A 16,542-nucleotide genomic window follows, 5' to 3' on the forward strand; every position below is an offset into this window, starting at 1 on the left:
GGCACCTTCTCCCACGAGGGGAGAAGGAAGGGGTTGGGGCCATCCCATGCCTCGACCCCCGCACATCCCACAATGTCATTCCCGCGAAAGCGGGAACCTCCGTTTCCTTCTCTAGCCCTCTGAAACAGAGGTCCCCGCTTTCGCGGGGATGACACCGTGGTTGGGAACTGAGTGTGTAACTACTTCATCCAAAACATCGGCACGAGATCGGTGGACAGCGGCTCATTCTGCTCATTGGTCGCCATCACATCGGCCATATGCGCCCACCAGCGCTTCATCACCTCAGTGCCCGGTAGATCACCCATCGTATGGTCCACCCGCCGCCACAGCACGCCGAACAGGACATTGGTCTCTTCGTCCAGATGGATCGAATAGTCCTTCACCCCCGCCTCGTGCAGCAGCTCGACCAGTTCGGGGAAAATCTCGTCATGGCGCTTTTTGTATTCCGCCGCCTTGCCGGGATTCAGAAGCATCTTGAACGCATGCTTTTCGTAGCCGCCATCCACGATCATGCGCGCTGCCTCCACATTCTGAACAGGATGGGCAGCGCGATCACCGTGATCAGCAGCCCGCCGATAAAGATCGACATGACGATACCCGGCACATTGAGCAGCCCCAGCCCGAAGGTCACCAGCCCCATGATCAGCGCCGCCAGCACGACGCCGACAATCGAGCCCGCCCCGCCCAGGATCGACACCCCGCCCAGCACCACCATGGTAATGGCCTCAAGCTCGAAGCCCTCGGCAATGGATGGCCTTGTCGAGCCCAGCCGTGCCGTCAGCAGCACGGAAGCGATGCCGCTCATCAGCCCCGTCAGGCAAAACAGGATGAACTTGATGCGATCGACCCGCACGCCGGAGAATTGCGCCGCGACATCATTATTGCCGATGGCAAATACCCGCCGGCCGAAATTGGTGCGGTGCAGCAACACGAAATAGATCACCGCAAACACCAGGAACAGCACCAGCTCGAACGAGATCACCCACCACACATAGCCCTGCCCGAACCAGCCAAAGCTGGCCGGATAATTGCCAAAGCTCTTGTCGCCCAGGATGATGTAGGAAATGCCGCGGAACAGGCTCATCGTGCCGATGGTGACCACAATGGAGGGCAGTTTCAGCCCTGTCACCAGAAAGCCGTTAAACGCCCCGCACAGCAGCCCCACGCCCACACCGACCGCCACCAGCACCGGCGTATCGGCGCCATATTGCAGCGCCAGCCCCATCATGGTGGAGGCCAGCGCGATGATCGCCGCGACCGACAGATCGATCTCGCCCGAGATGATCAACAGCGCCATAGCCAGCGCGATCAGCGCCTTCTCGGTGAAGTTGAAGGTGAGATCGCTCAGGCTCCACTCATTGAGGAAATAGGGCGAGGCGTTGGAATTGAAGATGAAGATCGCCACCGCCACGAGAACCAGCAGGCTCTCCCAGCTCAACAGTGTCGACTTCAGGGGATTATCGAGCCGATTGGGCAGCTGGCGCCCGGTTGTTACGTCAGACATGGGCGGCCTCCGCCGATTTCAAAATCACCCGGCCCTTGCGCCGTTCGCCCCGCGCATTGAGGATCACCGCCAACAGGATCGCCGTGCCGGAAATGGCCATCTGCCAGAACGGGGAAATATTGATCACCGGCAGCGCATTGTTGATCACGCCCAGGAACAGCGCCCCCAGCAGCGCCCCGGCCACCGTGCCGATGCCACCAGCAATCGAGATGCCCCCGATCACGCAGGCCGCCACAATGGTCAGCTCATACCCGCTCGCCACTTCCACCGAGGCGATCACATAGCGCGAAATCCAGAGATAACCGCACAGCCCAGAGACAGCCCCCGCCAGCACGAAGGCCATGAACTTGGTCAGCCCGACATTGATGCCGGCATAGACCGAGGCCGTCGGATTGACCCCGATGGCATAGAGCGCCCGCCCCAAAGGCGTGCGCGTCATCAGCAGGAAAAACAGGATCGCGACCACAATGGCGATCCAGCTCAATACCGGCAGCCCCAGCACCACGGCGCGCTGCAGCTGAATAAAGTCCGGGCTCATCTGCGCTGCATTGACCCAGGCGCCGCCCGAAATGACGAACACCAGCCCACGGAAAATGGTGAGCGTGCCCAGCGTCACGACGATGGGCGGAATATTGAGCTTCCACACCAGCACGCCATTGAACGCGCCCAAAAGCCCCCCGATCACCACGCACAGCGCCATGATCAGCGGAATGGGAATGGCGGGATAGGCGGCGTTGAGCATGGCCGCGATCATCCCGGTCAGCGCCAGATTGGCCGCCATGCTGAGATCGATCGAGCGGGTCAGGATCATCGCCATCTGCCCCAAAGCCAGCATCATCAGGATCGATGTGTCGTTGAAAATGGTCAGCAGATTGCCCGGCTGGGAAAAGCGCGGGAAGCGCAGCGTCACCAGAATGATGACGGCGATAATGGCCAGGCCCAGCCAGATTTCACGATGTTTGGCGAGCGACTTCATGCTGCGACTTCCTCGGCGATACCGGCGGCCAGGCGCACCAGCGTTTCGGGGGCCAGCCCCTTATTGTCCAATGTGTCCACGATCCGCCCTTCGCGCATCACTACGATCCGGTCGCTCATACCCATCACTTCGGGCAGTTCCGAGGACACCATGATCACGCTCAGCCCCTGCGCCACCAGCTCGGCCATAAAGCCATGCACCGCGGCCTTGGAGCCGATATCGATGCCCTTGGTAGGCTCATCCAGAATGATCACCTTGGGCAGCGTTGCCAGCCATTTGGCGATCACCACTTTCTGCTGATTGCCGCCCGACAGGGTGGACACATTCTGGCTCAGCGAGGATGCGCGCAGGTCCAGCCGCTCGGTATAGGTCCGCGCCAGCTTGAATTCCTCGGCCATGCGCAAGAAGCCGGAGCGCGAGGTCTTTTGCAGCGAGGGCAGCGAGACATTCATAAAAATCGGTTCGCCCGTGATCACGCCCTGCTTGCCGCGCTCCTCGGGCACATAAACAATGCCCGCCTCGACCGCATCGGCAGGAGACTTGGGGTTGATCACCGCCCCATCCAGCACCAGCGCGCCATGCGACGGCCGCGTCATGCCGAACACGGCCTGCATCACTTCGCTGCGCCCCGCACCGACGAGGCCATAAAAGCCCAGGATTTCGCCCTTACGAACGGCAAAGGAAATATCGGCAAATTCGGTTGGGTGGCTCAGCCCCTTGGCCTCGAGCACCATAGGACCAATCTCGGCCTTGCGCTCGGGAAAAATATGATCGACCGAGCGCCCGACCATCAGCTTGACGATGTCGCTCTGCTTGGTGTCCTTGATCAGCCCCTTGCCCACCTGCTCGCCATCGCGGAACACGGTGAAACGGTCGGCAATGCGGTAGATTTCATCGAATTTGTGCGAGATGAAGAGGATCGCCTTGCCGTCCTGCTTGAGCAGATCGATCAGCACGTAAAGCTCTTCGATCTCCTTCTGGCTCAGCGCCGCAGTCGGCTCATCCATGATCACGACCTGCGCATCGATGGACAGCGCCCGCGCCACCGCGACCAGGTGCTTTTTGGCAATGCCCAATTCCTTGAGCTTGATATCGGGATCGATCCCCGCGGCCATCGACTCCAGCGTCTTGCGCGATTCAGCGCGCATGGTCTTCCAGTCGATCATGCCAAACCGGTTGCGCGGGGCATGGCCGAGATAGATGTTTTCGGCCACCGTCAGCTCGTCGAACAGCACGGTTTCCTGATGGATCGCCGTGACGCCCGCTTCAAACGCCGAATGCGCCGTGGGCAGGCTCAGCGCCTTGCCCGATACTGTGATCTGGCCTTCATCGGGTTGATAAATCCCCGTCATGATCTTGACCAGCGTCGACTTGCCGGCCCCGTTTTCGCCAATCAGCGCGGTCACCTGGCCGGGATAGAGCTCCAGCGACACATTATGCAGCGCCCGCACGCCGGGAAACGTCTTGGTGATACCGGCGAGAGTGAGGATGGGGTCTTGGTTCATGTCGGATGTCTTTGTCTTTCACCAAGTCATTCCCGCGAAAGCGGGAACCGCCGTTTTCTGAAACAGGGGTTCCCGCTTTCGCGGGAATGACTCCGCGGGAGAAGGAGGCCCGGCGCCGAAGCGCCGGACCAGTAGCGGGATCAATAGATCTTGGAGAATTCTTCGATATTGGACTTGTCGAACTGGAACGGCGCGGCCATTGGGGCCGAGTTGGTGTCGTCCAGCGTGATTTCGCCAACGCGGCCGATCGAGAACACGGCACCTGGCTTGGCTTCTTCGCCCTTGATCAGGTCATTGGCCAGATAGATGGCCGAGTAACCCAGATCGATCGGGTTCCACAAAGCCACGGCCTGCGAAGCGCCATTATCGATGAACTGCTTGAATTCGCTCGGCAGAGCCAGGCCGGTCACGTTGATCTTGCCGATCAGGTTCTGGTCGGTCACCACCTGGGCGGCAGCCACGACGCCGACCGTGGTCGGGGCAATGATAGCCTTGAGGTTGGGGTAGGATGCGATCAGGCCCTTGGCTTCGTCGGTCGACTTCACCGAGTCATCGTCGCCATAGACGGTTGCCACCAGATTGATGTTCGGGAACTTCTCGGGCAGCACGGCCTTGGCGGCTTCGATCCAGGCATTCTGGTTGGTCGCGGTCGAGGCGGCCGACAGGATCGCCACGTCGCCACCTTCAGGCAGATAGTCGGCCGCCAGCTTGATGATGGTTTCGCCGATCAGATTGGTGTCGGACGGGTTGAGGTGGATCTGGCGGCCGGCTTCGGCAACGCCGCTATCAAACGAGATCACCTTGATGCCGCGCTGCATGGCCTTCTGCAATGCCGGTACCAGAGCGTCCGGGTCATTGGCCGAAATGGCGATGGCGTCGACCTGCTGAGCGATCAGTGAGTTGATGACTTCGATCTGGGCTTCGGCAGTGGCAGCGGTTGGGCCCGTATAGATGACTTCGACGTCACCCAGTTCCTTGGCCGCTTCCTGGGCGCCCTTGTTGGCGGCGTCGAAGAAGCCGTTACCCAGCGACTTGACGACCAGCGCGATGCGGGTCTGGGCGAAAGCGGGGCTGGCGAGCAGCACTGCTACGGCAGTGGTCGCGGCCAGGACTTTAAGCAGTTTCATTTTATTCCCTCCCTGGGACGTTTGGTCTTACGATTTGGCTCAGGCCACCGAATTTCGGACGGCCTCAGCACTGGTTTCCACGACGATGAGCCGCACGCCTGCCGTTTCCAGCATTTGGCGATCTGCGTCGCGGATGCCGCTGTCGGTGATGACAGCGGTTATTCGGTCGAGCCCACACAGGATGAGGCTCGATCTGCCCGAAAACTTGGATGAATCTGCCAGCACGATCAGCTCATCCGCCTGGCCGATCAGGCCCAGTTCGGATTGAACGATCATCGGATCGGCTTCCATCAGGCCGTGCTGGCCGATGCCCTGGCAGCCGATAAACATGCGCTTGGCGTAAAAATGGGAGGCCACCACACCGCCAAAGGGCGACAGGATGACGTTCTGCTCGCGATAGATGGTGCCACCGGGAATAACCACGGAATTGCGGGAATTCTGGATCAGGAATTCGGCTATGGCGAAGGAATTGGTGAACACGCTCAGCCGCCGCGCTGTCAGGTGGTGCACCATCTGATAGGTCGTCGTGCCGCCATTGATGATGATCGGCTCGCCATCCCGACACAGGTCCGCCGCTGCGCGGGCAATGGCGCGCTTGGCGTTCATGTTGATGGTTTCGTTCACCGAGAAGGGCCGGCCCATCAGCCCACCCTGCTCGGGCGGATTGACCGCTTCGGCGCCGCCGCGCACCCGGCGCAGCTGGCCTTGCACATGCAAAGCCGCAATGTCGCGGCGGATTGTCGCTTCCGAAGTGCCGGTCATATCCACCAGCTCGGCGACAGTCGCGACGGGCCGTGCCTGGACGGCGGCCAGAATGACCCTGTGGCGCTCGGTTTCGTGCAAATGACTTCTCCCTGGGCCTTTGAGTTTCATCAAAACCAATCAGTGTCAATCATGATTTTGCCATGACCGATCAGTATCAACGAAATCTGATCGTTGATGATTGTTTCTGATTGACAGCTTGACGAGAACTATGGCCATGTCCGGCCAACTTTCCACTATCCAACTCTCTGGGAGGAGTATCATGTCCACCACCGCGCCCAAGCGCCTTGCGAACCTTTGGGATGACGCCAAGGCCGCCTCGATGAGCGAGCCCGAGCGCCTTGTTTACCGTTCCAACCTGCTCGGATCGGACAAGCGCGTCACCAATTACGGCGGCGGCAATACCTCTTCCAAAATCTGGCAAAAAGACCCACTGACCGGTCAGGACGTTGAAGTCCTCTGGGTCAAGGGTTCGGGCGGCGACAGCGCTTCGATCAAGCTCGATGGCTTTTCGACCCTCTATATGGACAAGCTGAGGGCCCTGAAGGGGCTCTATCGCGGCGTCGAGTTTGAAGACGAGATGGTGGGCTATCTCCCCCACGCCACGTTCAATCTGAACCCCCGCGCCGCTTCGATCGACACCCCGCTCCACGCCTATGTGAACCGCCCCTTCGTTGACCACATGCACCCGGACGCGATCATCGCTATCGCGGCGTCGGAGAATTCCAAGGAACTCACCAAGCAAATCTTTGGCGACACCATTGGCTGGCTGCCCTGGAAGAAGCCCGGCTTTGAGCTGGGTCTGTGGCTAGGCAAATTCTGCGAGGAAAACCCCAATGCCAAGGGCCTGATCCTTGAATCGCATGGCCTGTTCACCTGGGGCGACACGCCCAAGGAATGCTACGAAACCACGATCGGCATCATCAATCAGGCGATCGAGTGGTTCGAGCAGCAGACCGAAGGCAAGACGATCTTTGGTGGCGAAGCCGTCAAGTCATTGCCTGCGGAAGAGCGTCGCGCCATCGCTGCCAAGCTGATGCCGAAAATTCGCGGCCTTATCTCGGAAGACAGCCACAAGCTGGGCCATTTCGACGACAGCGCCGCCGTGCTGGAATTCGTCAATTCCAAGGACCTGCGCCCGTTGGCCGCCCTGGGCACCTCCTGCCCCGACCACTTCCTGCGCACCAAAATCCGTCCGCTGGTGATCGAGTTCGATCCGGCCGATCCCGATGTGGATGCGGTCATTGCAAAAATCCCTGAGGATATCGCCGCCTATCGCGTCGATTACCAGGCCTATTACGACCGCTGCAAACACGACAATTCGCCCGCCGTGCGCGACCCGAATGCCGTGGTTTACCTGATGCCGGGCGTGGGCATGTTCACCTTCGCCAAGGACAAGGCCACCGCCCGCATTTCCGGCGAGTTCTATGTCAACGCCATCAATGTGATGCGCGGCGCTTCGACCGTCTCCACCTATGTCGGCCTACCCGAGCAGGAAGCCTTCGACATCGAATATTGGCTGCTTGAAGAAGCCAAGCTCTCCCGCATGCCCAAGCCGAAGTCCCTGGCCGGTCAGATCGCCCTGGTCACCGGCGGCGCTGGAGGCATTGGCAAGGCCACTGCTGTCCGTCTCCTCCGTGAAGGCGCCTGCGTTGTCCTCGCCGATATCGACGAGACCGCTTTGGCCGGTGCAACCGAAGAGCTGGGCAAGGCATTCGGCGCTGATTTCGTCCGCCCCGTCATCGTCAACGTCACCAAGGAAGAGGCCGTTATCTCCGGCTTCGCCCATGCCGTGGTCGAATTCGGTGGCCTCGACATCCTGGTGTCCAATGCCGGCCTCGCCTCCTCGGCCCCGATCGAGGAGACCACGCTCGAGCTTTGGAACAAGAACATGGACATCCTGTCCACGGGCTATTTCCTGGTGAGCCGCGAAGCCTTCCGCCTATTCCGCAAGCAGAAGATCGGCGGCAATGTAGTGTTCGTCGCGTCCAAGAATGGCTTGGCCGCTTCCCCCAACGCTAGCGCCTATTGCACCGCCAAGGCCGCCGAAATCCATCTCGCCCGCTGCCTTGCCCTTGAAGGCGCCAGCGAGCAGATCCGCGTCAACACCGTCAATCCGGACGCCGTTTTGCGCGGCTCCAAGATTTGGGCCGGCGAATGGCTCGAGCAGCGCGCCTCGACCTACAAGACCGACAAGGACGGCCTCGAGGAAATGTACCGCGAGCGCTCCATGCTCAAGCGCTCCGTGTTCCCCGAGGACATCGCCGAAGCCATCTACTTCTTCGCCTCGGACGCCTCGGCCAAGTCCACCGGCAACATCATCAATGTCGACGCGGGCAACGCCCAGTCATTCACGCGGTAAGAAAAGGGCACAATCCAGCCCACCCACGGTGTCACCCCGGCATAGGCCGGGGCCCATCTTGAGATCTCAGGATGGATCCCGGATCAAGTCCGGGATGACATCGAGTGTGTGGATTGAGCGGAGGAAATCATGACCGATCACATCATCGACCCGTCCATCATCGAAGCAGAAAATGCCGATCGCGTGGATGATCTGCATGCCGATTACGAAAGCCTGGGCGAGCGTCTGGACCGGCGCGGCATCGATATCGACACCATCAAGGCCAAGGTCGCCGAATTTAACGTGGCCGTTCCCTCCTGGGGCGTCGGCACCGGCGGCACCCGCTTTGCCCGCTTCCCGGGTCTGGGCGAGCCGCGCGACATCTTCGACAAGATCGAGGATTGCGCCGTCATCGCCCAGCTGACCCAGGCCACCAATACCGTTTCGCTGCATATCCCGTGGGACAAGGCCGATCCCAATCGCCTCAAGCAGGCGGCATCGCGCTTCAGCCTCGGCTTTGACGCGATGAATTCCAACACCTTCTCCGATGCCAAGGGCCAGTTGCAGTCCTACAAATTCGGCTCGCTCTCCTCCGCCGATGCGGCCACGCGCCAGCAGGCCATCGAGCACAATCTTGAATGCATCGAAATCGGCAAGACCATCGGCTCCAAGGCGCTGACCGTATGGATCGGCGATGGCTCGAACTTCCCCGGCCAGACCAATTTCGCCACCCAGTTCGAGCATTACCTCGACTCGATGAAGGCGGTTTATGCCGAGCTGCCAGATGACTGGCGCATCTATACCGAACACAAGATGTATGAGCCGGCCTTCTACTCCACCGTCGTGCAGGATTGGGGCACCAATTACATCATCGCCAAGGAGCTGGGCGACAAGGCCTATTGCCTGGTCGATCTGGGCCACCACGCGCCCAATGTGAACATCGAGATGATCGTCTCCCGCCTCGCCCAGTTCGGCAAGCTTGGCGGCTTCCATTTCAATGACAGCAAGTATGGCGACGACGACCTCGATGCCGGCGCCATCGATCCCTATCGCCTGTTCCTCGTGTTCAACGAACTGGTCGATGCCGAAGCGCGCTACGCGGATTTCCACCCCGCCCACATGCTCGATCAGTCGCATAACGTGACCGATCCGATCGAGTCGCTGATGCTGTCCGCTTCGGATGTGCAGCGGGCCTATGCGCAGGCGCTACTGGTTAACCGCGACGCCCTTCAAGGTGCACAGTCCGCTAACGATGCACTCGCCGCAACGCAGGAATTGCGTCACGCTTATCGCACCGATGTGGAGCCCATCCTGGCCATGGCCCGCCTCGAAAAAGGCGGCGCCATCGACCTGCTCGGCACCTACCGTGCTGCCGGCTACCGCGCCAAAGTCGCCGAAATCCGCCCCGCGGTCGAGGGTGGTTCTGGCGGCATCGTCTAAGCCATCGCGCCCTGAAAATACCAGGCCCGGCAGCAGTGCCGGGCCTTTTTCATTTCCCCAAAGACGCCGCCAGTGGCAGCAGCCAATCGCGGAAAGCCTTGATTTTCGGGGCGTTGCGGCGTGCCTCCGGATAAACCAGATAATAGGCATGCCCATCGCTCGCCAGCAGATCAAACGGCTGGATCAACCGCCCCGCCGCAATATCCTCGGCATAAAATGCCGGCGTCAGCATCGCCACACCACGCCCGGCTATGGCCGCAGCAGCCTCCAGATTCTGCGCCCCCAGCCGGCTGATCGGCCGCATATCCAGCGAATAGCCAAACACCCCCGCCTGCTCGAACCACAGCGCAAACCACGGATCGTCGGCATCCACCATCGGCAATTTCAGCAGGTCTTCCGGACGCTTAACGCCGCCAATGCTTTCAGCCAGCTTTGGGCTTAACATTGGCGAAAAATCGGCTGGCAATAGCTTATGCCCGGTCAATCCGGGCGCGATTGACTTGCCCCCGCGAATGGCAAGATCGAATTCCTCGGCCGCAAAATCGATCACGCGAGGCGAGCTTTCGAGCCGCACCGCCAGTTCGGGGTGTTCGACCTGGAACAGGCCGAGATGCTGCACGAGAAAATGACTGGCGAAGGTAGGGACCGATGAAATGCTGAGCGTCCCCGCCACCCGTCCCTGCGTCTCGGCAAAGGCCGCGTGCAACGTGTCAAACGCCGCGCTGACCTCGGGCGCCAGCCGCGCGCCGGCCTCGGTCAGCGCGATCTGCCGGGGTCGGCGCAGGAAGAGCGGCGTGCCGACGCGCTCCTCCAGAATCTTGATCTGGTAGCTCACCGCAGCCTGCGTCATGCCCAGTTCGACCGCCGCGCGGGTGAAGCTCAAATGGCGGGCAACGGCCTCGAAGGCGCGGATCGCGGTCAGCGGCGGTAATGTGCTCATGGATCAAATCTCCTTATGCACCTAGATCGAGCTTTAGTTGGAAACCGCCCGTGTTACCAGCCAAATTACGATCATGGAAACCAAGACCGGAGCCATCCCCATAAGGATGGTCATAGCCATGATTGCCCTGACAAAGCCCGTAGCCGCAGTTTTCCGCCTGCCCCACTGGCGCCTTCCGCGCCTTACCAGCACCGAGCGTCGCCGCAAGCAGGCAATGATCGACCTCGTCCACGCCTCGCCCTATTTGCTGCGGGATATCGGGGTCACCGAAGGCATGATTGCCAAGCGGAGGTAGTGACGGCTAACCCGTCGACACGCGCCGAAACACCGCCCGGCCCTGAGGCGTCGCGGTTATACGGTAACGGGCGGCCATTGGACCTTCCGAAACAGATAGAGTGGGCCAATGGCCGCCCGTCACGATCCGCTTTTGTGCAGGGTCCGGTTCAGGCGGTACCATTCTTGCAGGTCCGGCTGCCGAGTTTCCAACCCCACTGGACAGGCGCCCCCATCCCACGGTCTCCCCACCCGGCCCTGCGTCGGGGCCGCGTAACTGGCGGGAATGGGGTCATGATGGCACGGGGTTTGGAGGCGGGGATAAGATTGATAGATTGGGGCAATATATCACCGCGTCTCCCTCGGGCTCGACCCGAGGGCCTATCTGGTCCGGCGCAAGCGGTCAGTGGCCCTCGGGTCGAGCCCGAGGGAGAACGGTGGGGAGGAGAACTGGTGCCCTCAAGTGTCAATCAATCACGCTATCATCCCGGCGCAGGCCGGGATCCATGCTGAAGGCTATTCGAGCATCGCATGCGTGGAGAAAGCACAGCATGGATTCCGGCCTGCGCCGGAATGACACCGTGGGTGGTACGAGTTCCGAGGGAACACTCCCTTTCATGAGGAGGATGGGTGGGCGGTGCTCCCAGCCTCGATGCCCTCTTGCATCCGGAGGCGCGATTTTACTACTTTCATCCCATGTCCAAGACCACGCCCGCAACGCTGGCCCTCACCAAGGCCGGCATCCCCTTCGCCACCGTCACCTATGATTATGACCCCGACGCCGACCGCGTCGGGTTGCAGGCGGCCGAGGCCATGGGCGTGCCACCGTCCATCGTGCTCAAGACCCTGATGGCCGAGGTGGATGGCAAGCCAGTCTGCGTCGTCGTGCCCTCGGACGAGGAAGTGAACATGAAAAAGCTCGCCGCAGCCTTTGGGGGCAAATCAGCACATATGATGAAGCCCGCCGACGCGGAACGCCTGACGGGCTACAAGGTGGGCGGCATCAGCCCGTTCGGTCAGAAAAAGCCGGTGCCCACCGCTATCGAGGAATTGGCGACGCTGGAAGACGAAATCTTCCTCAATGGCGGCCAGAGAGGCCTGCAAATCCGCATGAAGCCGGATGATCTGGTTGCCGCGCTGGGTGGGAAAGCGGCGGATTTGATCCGCTAGCGCCAGTAGACCTCATCCTGAGCTTGTCGAAGGACGAGGTCGTGGCACCCAATCCTTCACTCGCTCGACCTCGTGGTTCGACAAGCTCACCATGAGGTCTCTGCAGTGTCCCAGAAAAGACAAAAGGCGCCCGATTGGACGCCTTCATCTCAAGTCTATGTCGGCAGTTCGGCTTAGTTGCCGAAGGTGCCGCGAGCGATGTTCTTGATGTCGCCCTTGGTGATGCCCAGGTCGTTGAGCTGGCGGGTGTCGAGAGCGTTCAGCTCACGCAGGGTGCGCTGGTACTGAGCAAACTGTGCGATTTTCTGGCGGATGGTCATTTGGTTTCCCCTTCGTTTTGATGACCCTTATGTATAGCCAGCCAGTCGTGATTAGAAGATGGACTCTATGCACATCCGTTATGCACTCAGTGCAAACAAAATGGGCAGAACATTCATATTCGCGTCAGGTTGAATTTTAGGCAAATGCCTAATAATCCACAGGCGATGACCATCAAGCCCTTGATATTCATCATTAAAATGGCCGCCTTTCACGAGGCGTTCAAATTGACGCTTTGGTAACCACGCTGAAACGAGCCATGCAGCCAATGCCATTCGCGCAGGGCTTGGATGGTCGTCAAACCCGGTCCCACACGCCAAAAGCCTAATATCGAGAGGCCCTTTACACCCACACATCGTGGCATCCACATAGCCCCTTGACCTTCCCATGATGGGAAGCCTTATATGCTGTGGGACGAGGTAAAAAGCCATGAATGAACACGTCCATACCAAGCCCATTTCCATCGATATCGAAGGCATGACCTGCGCGTCCTGCGTCGCCCGCGTCGAGAAGGCCCTGCTCAAGGTTCCGTCCGTCGCCTCGGCTTCGGTCAACCTGGCCACCGAGCGCGCCACCGTGCAACTGCACGAGCCGACCCACACCGATGCGCTGGTCGCCGCCATTGCCAAGGCCGGCTACAAGGGCAGCCAGACGCCCGAGCATCACGACCACCACAATCATGCCGGCCACCAGCATCACGACGAGGACGCCGCCGTGCTGCGCCGCGACGTGATCATCGCCGCAATCCTCACCCTGCCCGTCTTCGTGCTGGAAATGCTGGGCCATCTCTACATGCCCTTCCACATGTGGCTGATGTCCGTCGTTTCGATGGATGTGCTCTATGTGGGCTATTTCATCGCCACCTCCATCGTGCTGTTCGTGCCCGGCTGGCGCTTCTTCAAGATCGGCATTCCGGCCTTGCTGCGCGGCGCTCCGGAAATGAATTCGCTGGTCGCCCTGGGTGCCGGCGCGGCCTATCTCTATTCGGTGGTCGTCACTTTCGCGCCGCAGGTGCTGCCGGCGCAGACGCAATATGTCTATTACGAAGCCGCCGCCGTCATCGTCACGCTGATCCTGGTTGGTCGGTGGCTCGAGGCCATGGCCAAGGGCCGCACGGGCGAGGCCATTCAGCGCCTGGTGCGCGAACAGGCCAAGACCGCTCGCGTGCAGCGCGATGGCAAGGTGATCGAGTTGCCCATCGAGCAGGTCAAGGCCGGCGACATTGTCGTCGTCCGCCCCGGCGAGAAGATTGCTGTCGATGGCGAGATCGTCGAAGGCGCCAGCAATATCAATGAATCCATGATCTCGGGCGAGCCCCTGCCCGTCGCCAAGACAGTGGGCGCCAATGTCATCGGCGGCACGCTCAACACCAATGGCAGCTTCAGCTTCCGCGCTACCAAGGTCGGCGGCGATACCATGCTCGCCCAGATCATCCGCATGGTCGAGGAAGCCCAGGGCGGCAAACTCCCAATCCAGCAGGTGGTCGACCAGATCACCATGTGGTTCGTCCCCGCCGTCATCGCGCTGGCCATTGCGACCTTCGCCGTCTGGACCCTCTGGGGGCCGACGCCCGCCTATGTCTTCGGCCTGGTCAATGCCGTTGCCGTGCTGATCATCGCCTGCCCCTGTGCCATGGGCCTGGCCACCCCCACCTCCATCATGGTGGGCACCGGCCGCGCTGCCGAGCTGGGTGTGCTGTTCCGCAAGAGCGAAGCCCTCCAGCAGTTGCGTGACGTCGCGATCGTCGCCTTCGACAAGACCGGCACCCTGACATCAGGCAAACCCACGCTGACCGATCTCATCCTCGATGATGATTTCGAGCATGACGAAGTGCTGGCCCTGATTGCCGCCGTGGAGGCCAAGTCGGAACACCCGATCGCCGAGGCCATTGTCACTGCCGCCGAAAAGCAGGGACTTGCCCTGGGTGCGGTCACCGAGTTCGAGGCGATTGCCGGCAATGGCGTCCGCGCCCGCGTCGATGGGCGACTGGTCACCATCGGCTCGCAGCGTCACCTCAACCATCTCGACTTCTCTGACTTCAGCACGGCCATCGACAAGCTCGCCGACGAAGGCAAGACCCCCGTCTTTGCCGCCATTGACGACAAGCTGGCCGCAGCAATCGTGGTCGCCGACACGATCAAGCCGACGAGCAAGGCGGTTATCGCTGCGCTGCACGCCATGGGCGTCAAGACCGCGATGATCTCGGGTGACAATAAACGTACGGCCGAGGCCATTGCCCGCCAGTTGGGCATTGACGAAGTCCGTGCCGAAGTGCTGCCCGCCGACAAGGTCGCCGCCATCAAGTCGCTGCGCCAGCTGGGCAAAATCGCCTATGTCGGGGATGGTATCAACGATGCCCCGGCTTTGGCCGAAGCCGATATCGGCATTGCCGTGGGCACCGGCACGGACGCCGCCATCGAAAGCGCCGACGTGGTCCTGCTCGGCGGCGACCTCAAGGGGGTGCTCAATGCCCTCACCGTCAGCCGCGCCACGATGAAGAACATCTGGGAAAACCTGTTCTGGGCGTTTGGCTACAATGTGCTGCTGATCCCGGTGGCTGCCGGCGTGCTCTATCCGAGCTTCGGCATCCTGCTTTCCCCAATGATCGGGGCCGGTGCCATGGCGCTGTCCAGCGTCTTCGTGGTCGGCAATGCCCAGCGCCTGCGCGGGGTGAAGCCGGCCAATCTGCAAGGAGAAACCGCATGAATATCGGGCAAGCCAGCAGCGCTTCGGGCGTTTCGGCCAAGATGATCCGCTATTACGAATCCATCGGCCTGATCAGCCCGCCCAACCGCACCGAGAGCAATTACCGCGTCTATGGCGCCGACGAGGTACATACGTTGCGCTTCGTCAAACGCGCCCGCACGCTGGGCTTTTCGGTCGAGGAAACGGCCACGCTGCTGGGCCTCTGGCAGGACAAATCCCGCGCCAGCGCCGAAGTCAAGGATATCGCCACCGCCCATATCGGGGCGCTGGAAACCAAGATCACCGAGCTGCAATCCATGGTCAAAACCCTAAAACACCTGGCCCATTGCTGCTCGGGCGACAACCGCCCCAATTGCCCGATCCTGGACGATCTGGCCGGAAAACCTGCAAGTAAAGGACACTGAAATGAGCGAAAAAACCGTCTTTGCCGTCAACGACATGACCTGCGGCCATTGCGTGGGCACCGTGCGCAGGGCGCTGGAAGAGGCCCTGCCCGGCGCTGATATCTCGGTCGATCTGGCCAGCCATCGGGTGGAATTCACCGGCGACCGCCGCGTGGGGGAAGAGGCCATCCGCGAGGCCGGATATACGCCGGAAGCGGCGTAACCCACAACGGAGGTCCCCGCGACAGCAGGGACCTCCGCTATTGAAGGCCGTCGCGACCTATTCTCCCCGCTTCGCCAACCAATCCTCCATCCAGGCGATCTCGCTTTCCTGCGCGGCAATGACGCCCTCGGCCAGCTTCTTCACCTCGGGGTCGCTCCCATATTCCAGCACGATCTTGGCCATCGCCACCGCCCCCTGATGGTGCGGGATCATGCCCCGGATGAAGTCCACGTCGGCGTCGCCGGAATAGTCGATCTCCATCTGGCCATGCATGTCCATATTGGCGGCCTTATAGGCCTCGGTCGCGGGCTCGAGGCCGGCCGCCATGGCGCCGTGGCCGGAATGGTCCTGCGCAAAGGCGGGCGACGCTACGCCCAGCAGCAGGGCAGAAACAAGCAACAGGGATTTCATCGGTAGTCTCCTTGAAATTGGATGGCATGGTTGTGCGGCTTTACCCAATGGGAAGGTCAAGCCCACGTCTTCGCATTGACAAACGGCCAGCCAATTTGTTACTTAACTCTATGCTTAACCAACAATCCAATCTCGATCTGATGTTCCAGGCCCTGGCCGATCCGACGCGGCGCGCCATGGTGGATCGCCTCAGCCGCGGCCCCGCTTCAGTCAGCGAACTGGCCAAGCCCTTCGACATGTCGCTGCCTGCCGTCGTGCAACACCTGCAGGCGCTGGAGGCCAGTGGCCTCGTCAGTTCGCAAAAAGTCGGCCGCGTCCGCACCTGCCAGATCGAGCCGGAGGCGCTGAGCCTCGCCGAGCAATGGATCAATGACCGCCGCACCACCTGGGTTCGGCGGCTTGATCGCCTGGGCGAGTTTTTGGCCGAGACGGAGCCGGAGACACGGACCTAACAGCCTGGGTG

General features: G+C 61.0%; 18 protein-coding genes. 8 read left to right on the forward strand and 10 right to left on the reverse strand.

Translation table 11 applies throughout. The features are described from left to right. Positions 1-179 precede the first annotated feature (179 nt). From rhaM to N8A98_RS02910, 6 genes are all read right to left on the reverse strand, one after another. On the reverse strand, positions 180-512 hold the full coding sequence (gene rhaM / locus N8A98_RS02885; protein WP_262169000.1) for an L-rhamnose mutarotase: 333 nt from the start codon (positions 510-512) through the stop codon (positions 180-182). Next, complete coding sequence (locus tag N8A98_RS02890; RefSeq protein WP_262169002.1) at positions 509-1,504, reverse strand: ABC transporter permease; 996 nt, start codon at positions 1,502-1,504, stop codon at positions 509-511. Before N8A98_RS02890 ends, rhaM begins: the two co-directional genes overlap by 4 nt. Continuing rightward, positions 1,497-2,480 (reverse strand): ABC transporter permease, encoded by a 984-nt coding sequence (locus N8A98_RS02895; protein WP_262169003.1) that lies wholly within the window; start codon positions 2,478-2,480, stop codon positions 1,497-1,499. Before N8A98_RS02895 ends, N8A98_RS02890 begins: the two co-directional genes overlap by 8 nt. Continuing rightward, positions 2,477-3,985: a sugar ABC transporter ATP-binding protein gene (locus N8A98_RS02900; RefSeq protein ID WP_262169005.1), complete on the reverse strand. Its 1,509-nt coding sequence runs from the start codon at positions 3,983-3,985 to the stop codon at positions 2,477-2,479. The genes N8A98_RS02895 and N8A98_RS02900 overlap by 4 nt, the downstream gene beginning before the upstream one ends. 140 nt (positions 3,986-4,125) lie before the next feature. After that, positions 4,126-5,112, reverse strand: coding sequence for a rhamnose ABC transporter substrate-binding protein (gene rhaS / locus N8A98_RS02905; RefSeq protein WP_262169007.1), 987 nt, complete (start codon positions 5,110-5,112; stop codon positions 4,126-4,128). Between the two features lie 39 nt (positions 5,113-5,151). After that, positions 5,152-5,955: a DeoR/GlpR family DNA-binding transcription regulator gene (locus tag N8A98_RS02910; protein WP_113123194.1), complete on the reverse strand. Its 804-nt coding sequence runs from the start codon at positions 5,953-5,955 to the stop codon at positions 5,152-5,154. A 181-nt stretch (positions 5,956-6,136) separates the two neighbouring features. Between N8A98_RS02910 and N8A98_RS02915 the strand changes: the two genes are divergently transcribed. Further along, positions 6,137-8,236, forward strand: coding sequence for a bifunctional rhamnulose-1-phosphate aldolase/short-chain dehydrogenase (locus tag N8A98_RS02915; protein WP_262169009.1), 2,100 nt, complete (start codon positions 6,137-6,139; stop codon positions 8,234-8,236). Positions 8,237-8,365: 129 nt separating this feature from the next. Beyond that, entirely contained in the window at positions 8,366-9,655 is a 1,290-nt protein-coding gene (gene rhaI, locus N8A98_RS02920; protein WP_262169010.1) for an L-rhamnose catabolism isomerase, read from the forward strand. A 49-nt stretch (positions 9,656-9,704) separates the two neighbouring features. Here the strand turns inward: rhaI and N8A98_RS02925 are convergent, their stop codons facing one another. Continuing rightward, positions 9,705-10,595, reverse strand: coding sequence for a LysR substrate-binding domain-containing protein (locus tag N8A98_RS02925; protein ID WP_262169012.1), 891 nt, complete (start codon positions 10,593-10,595; stop codon positions 9,705-9,707). Between the two features lie 118 nt (positions 10,596-10,713). Between N8A98_RS02925 and N8A98_RS02930 the strand changes: the two genes are divergently transcribed. Next, on the forward strand, positions 10,714-10,890 hold the full coding sequence (locus N8A98_RS02930) for a hypothetical protein (protein ID WP_262169013.1): 177 nt from the start codon (positions 10,714-10,716) through the stop codon (positions 10,888-10,890). Positions 10,891-11,564: 674 nt separating this feature from the next. Further along, positions 11,565-12,038 (forward strand): Cys-tRNA(Pro) deacylase, encoded by a 474-nt coding sequence (gene ybaK, locus N8A98_RS02935; protein WP_262172132.1) that lies wholly within the window; start codon positions 11,565-11,567, stop codon positions 12,036-12,038. A gap of 173 nt (positions 12,039-12,211) precedes the next feature. Here the strand turns inward: ybaK and N8A98_RS02940 are convergent, their stop codons facing one another. Then, complete coding sequence (locus tag N8A98_RS02940) at positions 12,212-12,358, reverse strand: DUF1127 domain-containing protein (RefSeq protein ID WP_113121314.1); 147 nt, start codon at positions 12,356-12,358, stop codon at positions 12,212-12,214. A 78-nt stretch (positions 12,359-12,436) separates the two neighbouring features. Beyond that, on the reverse strand, positions 12,437-12,787 hold the full coding sequence (locus N8A98_RS02945) for a hypothetical protein (protein ID WP_262169016.1): 351 nt from the start codon (positions 12,785-12,787) through the stop codon (positions 12,437-12,439). Between N8A98_RS02945 and N8A98_RS02950 the strand changes: the two genes are divergently transcribed. Genes N8A98_RS02950 through N8A98_RS02960 form a run of 3 tightly spaced genes read left to right on the forward strand, consistent with a single transcriptional unit; the run spans position 12,786 to position 15,668 of the window. Continuing rightward, a complete protein-coding gene (locus tag N8A98_RS02950) occupies positions 12,786-15,062 on the forward strand; it encodes a heavy metal translocating P-type ATPase (RefSeq protein WP_262169017.1) in 2,277 nt (758 codons plus the stop codon). The two genes, N8A98_RS02945 and N8A98_RS02950, sit on opposite strands and share 2 nt — an antisense overlap. Then, positions 15,059-15,466 (forward strand): Cu(I)-responsive transcriptional regulator, encoded by a 408-nt coding sequence (cueR, locus tag N8A98_RS02955; protein ID WP_262169019.1) that lies wholly within the window; start codon positions 15,059-15,061, stop codon positions 15,464-15,466. Before N8A98_RS02950 ends, cueR begins: the two co-directional genes overlap by 4 nt. Position 15,467: 1 nt before the next feature. Beyond that, positions 15,468-15,668 carry a heavy-metal-associated domain-containing protein gene (locus N8A98_RS02960; RefSeq protein WP_262169022.1) on the forward strand — a complete coding sequence of 67 codons (201 nt, stop codon included), beginning with the start codon at positions 15,468-15,470 and terminating at the stop codon, positions 15,666-15,668. A 57-nt stretch (positions 15,669-15,725) separates the two neighbouring features. On the opposite strand, the gene copM is transcribed toward N8A98_RS02960, so the two are convergent. Next, the gene (copM, locus tag N8A98_RS02965; protein WP_262169024.1) at positions 15,726-16,079 is read right to left on the reverse strand and encodes a CopM family metallochaperone; all 354 of its coding nucleotides are present in this window, start codon (positions 16,077-16,079) and stop codon (positions 15,726-15,728) included. 110 nt (positions 16,080-16,189) lie between these two features. Here copM and N8A98_RS02970 point away from each other — a divergent pair, with 110 nt between their 5' ends. Then, positions 16,190-16,531, forward strand: a complete 342-nt coding sequence (locus N8A98_RS02970; RefSeq protein ID WP_113121318.1) for an ArsR/SmtB family transcription factor — start codon at positions 16,190-16,192, stop codon at positions 16,529-16,531. Positions 16,532-16,542: the final 11 nt, after the last annotated feature.

It is taken from the genome of Devosia neptuniae (genome assembly GCF_025452235.1).
Taxonomy (GTDB): Bacteria; Pseudomonadota; Alphaproteobacteria; order Rhizobiales; family Devosiaceae; genus Devosia.

Coding starts and splice junctions, on each gene's coding strand:
- N8A98_RS02940 (WP_113121314.1), bottom strand. CDS start 12,358: ATGACCATCCGCCAGAAAATCGCACAGTTTGCTCAGTACCAGCGCACC.
- N8A98_RS02890 (WP_262169002.1), bottom strand. CDS start 1,504: ATGTCTGACGTAACAACCGGGCGCCAGCTGCCCAATCGGCTCGATAAT.
- N8A98_RS02895 (WP_262169003.1), bottom strand. CDS start 2,480: ATGAAGTCGCTCGCCAAACATCGTGAAATCTGGCTGGGCCTGGCCATT.
- N8A98_RS02915 (WP_262169009.1), top strand. CDS start 6,137: ATGTCCACCACCGCGCCCAAGCGCCTTGCGAACCTTTGGGATGACGCC.
- N8A98_RS02930 (WP_262169013.1), top strand. CDS start 10,714: ATGATTGCCCTGACAAAGCCCGTAGCCGCAGTTTTCCGCCTGCCCCAC.
- N8A98_RS02900 (WP_262169005.1), bottom strand. CDS start 3,985: ATGAACCAAGACCCCATCCTCACTCTCGCCGGTATCACCAAGACGTTT.
- cueR (WP_262169019.1), top strand. CDS start 15,059: ATGAATATCGGGCAAGCCAGCAGCGCTTCGGGCGTTTCGGCCAAGATG.
- N8A98_RS02945 (WP_262169016.1), bottom strand. CDS start 12,787: ATGGCTTTTTACCTCGTCCCACAGCATATAAGGCTTCCCATCATGGGA.
- copM (WP_262169024.1), bottom strand. CDS start 16,079: ATGAAATCCCTGTTGCTTGTTTCTGCCCTGCTGCTGGGCGTAGCGTCG.
- N8A98_RS02970 (WP_113121318.1), top strand. CDS start 16,190: ATGCTTAACCAACAATCCAATCTCGATCTGATGTTCCAGGCCCTGGCC.
- ybaK (WP_262172132.1), top strand. CDS start 11,565: ATGTCCAAGACCACGCCCGCAACGCTGGCCCTCACCAAGGCCGGCATC.
- N8A98_RS02960 (WP_262169022.1), top strand. CDS start 15,468: ATGAGCGAAAAAACCGTCTTTGCCGTCAACGACATGACCTGCGGCCAT.
- rhaM (WP_262169000.1), bottom strand. CDS start 512: ATGATCGTGGATGGCGGCTACGAAAAGCATGCGTTCAAGATGCTTCTG.
- rhaI (WP_262169010.1), top strand. CDS start 8,366: ATGACCGATCACATCATCGACCCGTCCATCATCGAAGCAGAAAATGCC.
- N8A98_RS02950 (WP_262169017.1), top strand. CDS start 12,786: ATGAATGAACACGTCCATACCAAGCCCATTTCCATCGATATCGAAGGC.
- rhaS (WP_262169007.1), bottom strand. CDS start 5,112: ATGAAACTGCTTAAAGTCCTGGCCGCGACCACTGCCGTAGCAGTGCTG.
- N8A98_RS02925 (WP_262169012.1), bottom strand. CDS start 10,595: ATGAGCACATTACCGCCGCTGACCGCGATCCGCGCCTTCGAGGCCGTT.